General features: G+C 47.9%; 1 protein-coding gene. It reads right to left on the bottom strand.

The window, feature by feature from the left end:
• The coding region (locus RH40_RS17530) for a non-ribosomal peptide synthetase (RefSeq protein ID WP_009603018.1) at positions 1–2,292 on the bottom strand (2,292 nt) is incomplete at both ends.

Genomic DNA, 2,292 nt, shown 5'->3' with positions numbered 1-2,292 from the left:
TTCAAAACGGATTGCCTGGTTAAAGTGTTGACTGGCCTCAACGGGCTGAGTGCTCAGAAAGTGATGCTGAATGGGCAGTAAAGATTGCACACCTTTGACCGGCGACTGCGGGATCTGAGCAGTTTTCGCATCGATATCTAGATGCAGAGCAAGTTCAGCAATGGTCTGATACTGAAACAACTGCTTAGTGGTGAGTGGTAACCCTTGCTTTTGCCCTCGAGAAGCGACCTGAATCGCTTTAATAGAATCACCACCTAGGCTAAAGAAGTTAGCGTGGATACTGATGTGCTCTACACCCAAAACATCTGACCAAAGCACACTAAGCTCAGTCTCTAAAGCAGTGCTTGGCAGCACACAATCTTTTGAGGTATCCGAATAGGTAGGGTCAGGTAGGGCCTTACGATCGACTTTACCGTTGGGTGTTAATGGCAACTGCTCCAACACCACAAAAGCCGAGGGCACCATGTGATCAGGCAATACGGCTTTGAGCCTTTGCCTGAGTAAATCCATCAGCGTTTCTTCTGTTCCGCCCAAATCCTCAGACGTCTCAGAGGCTGTGACATAGGCGACCAAACGCTTGTCACCACCGCGATCTTCACGAGCTACGACGACCGCCTCTTTCACGCTCGGTTCAAGCAGCAACTGAGACTCGATTTCTCCTAACTCAATCCTAAATCCCCGTATTTTGACCTGATGATCCAAACGCCCTAAAAAGGCGAGATTGCCATCGGGTAACCAGCGCACCAAATCTCCGGAGCGATATAAGCGCGCTTCTGGATCATCGCTAAAGGGGTGAGTAATAAACTTTTCAGCGGTGAGTTCAGGGCGATTGAGATAGCCGCGAGCTAAACCCACACCGCCAATACAGAGTTCACCTGGTACACCAATAGGCAGAAGCTGTTGCTCGGGTGAGAGTACATAGACCTCCACGTTATCAATGGGTTTACCAATCAATAATTGCTGTTCACCCTGCTTAAATTCGTGGTCGGTTGCGCACACAGTTGCTTCAGATGGACCATAGGCATTATAAAAATGACGTTCTACTGACCAGGTATTCGCTGCTTCCAATGTGCATTGGTCCCCAGCCACACATAGATGTTGGACGCTATTCCATTGCTTTAGATGTATATGAGGCAACAACGCAGGCGTTAACGTTGCGTGTGTAACTTGATACTCTTGAACCTTAGAAGACAGTAATTCAATATCTCGAGTCTCAAGTTCAGATATTAGACACAAGCGAGCCCCCACAGTCAGTGCCATCACAACTTCCCAAGTGGCTGAATCAAAGCCTATATTGGCAAATTGCAACACCCTACTCTCACCAGTCACATTAAATTTGCGACCTTGGTGACAAGAAAGATTGACGAGCCCTTTATGTTCTAAAACCACCCCCTTGGGCCTACCTGTTGACCCTGAAGTGTAAATCACATACGCCAGGTGCTTAGGGGTTAAACCTATCAGCGCTGGGTCAATATTCTCTTTGGCATAATTGCTCAGTTGCTGTTGCACCTCTGAACAATCCAAGGCTATGGAGCGGTAAAATGCCTGTGCCGCGCCTCTAGGTAAATCATGGATAAGGTGCTGCTGAGTGATGATTAACTCCACACCACTGTCTTCGATCATATGACCAAGACGCTCACTTGGGTAGCTTGGGTCTAAAGGTACATAGGCGCCTCCGGCTTTTAATATCCCCAAAAGCCCAATCATCATCTCAAAGCCACGGTCAGCGTACAAACCCACTAAAGTATCGGGACGTACACCCTGCTCTAATAAATAATGCGCTACCTGGTTGGCACGCTGATTGAGCTCGTCATAGCTCAGGCTTTCATGATTAAAGACTAAAGCTGTCGCTTCAGGGTGCTGAGCAGCTTGAGCTTCAACCAGTTGATGAATGCACAGCTCGTCTGGGAAGTCTTGTTGGGTGCCATTCCACTCGACTAACTGCTGCTGTTTTTCCGCTTCACTGAGTAATGTGATCGACGCCAATGGCGTATCCGCTTTTGAATGAGCTAAACCTTGCAACAACCCCTCTAGATGTTGAAGCAGTTGCCGAACCTGATCTTCGTTAAATTGCGGCTCACTAAACATCAGCTTTAGGTTCAGAGAATCACCCGGGATTACCGACAACGCCAGTGGGTAATGAGTAGACTCGACGCCTTGAAACTCTGAAATTCGGAGGCGGTCATTGTTTAGGGAATTGTTCGAGCAACCATTAGAACTGCCCTGCACGAGTTCATCCGCTAAAGCCTCATCCACAGGGTAGTTTTCAAACACCATCAGGCTATCAAATAG

The sequence above is a fragment of the Vibrio caribbeanicus ATCC BAA-2122 genome, from assembly GCF_000165125.1.
GTDB lineage: Bacteria > Pseudomonadota > Gammaproteobacteria > Enterobacterales > Vibrionaceae > Vibrio > Vibrio caribbeanicus.
Note: the sequence above shows the minus strand (reverse complement) of the source record. Positions and strands in the feature narration are given on the sequence as shown.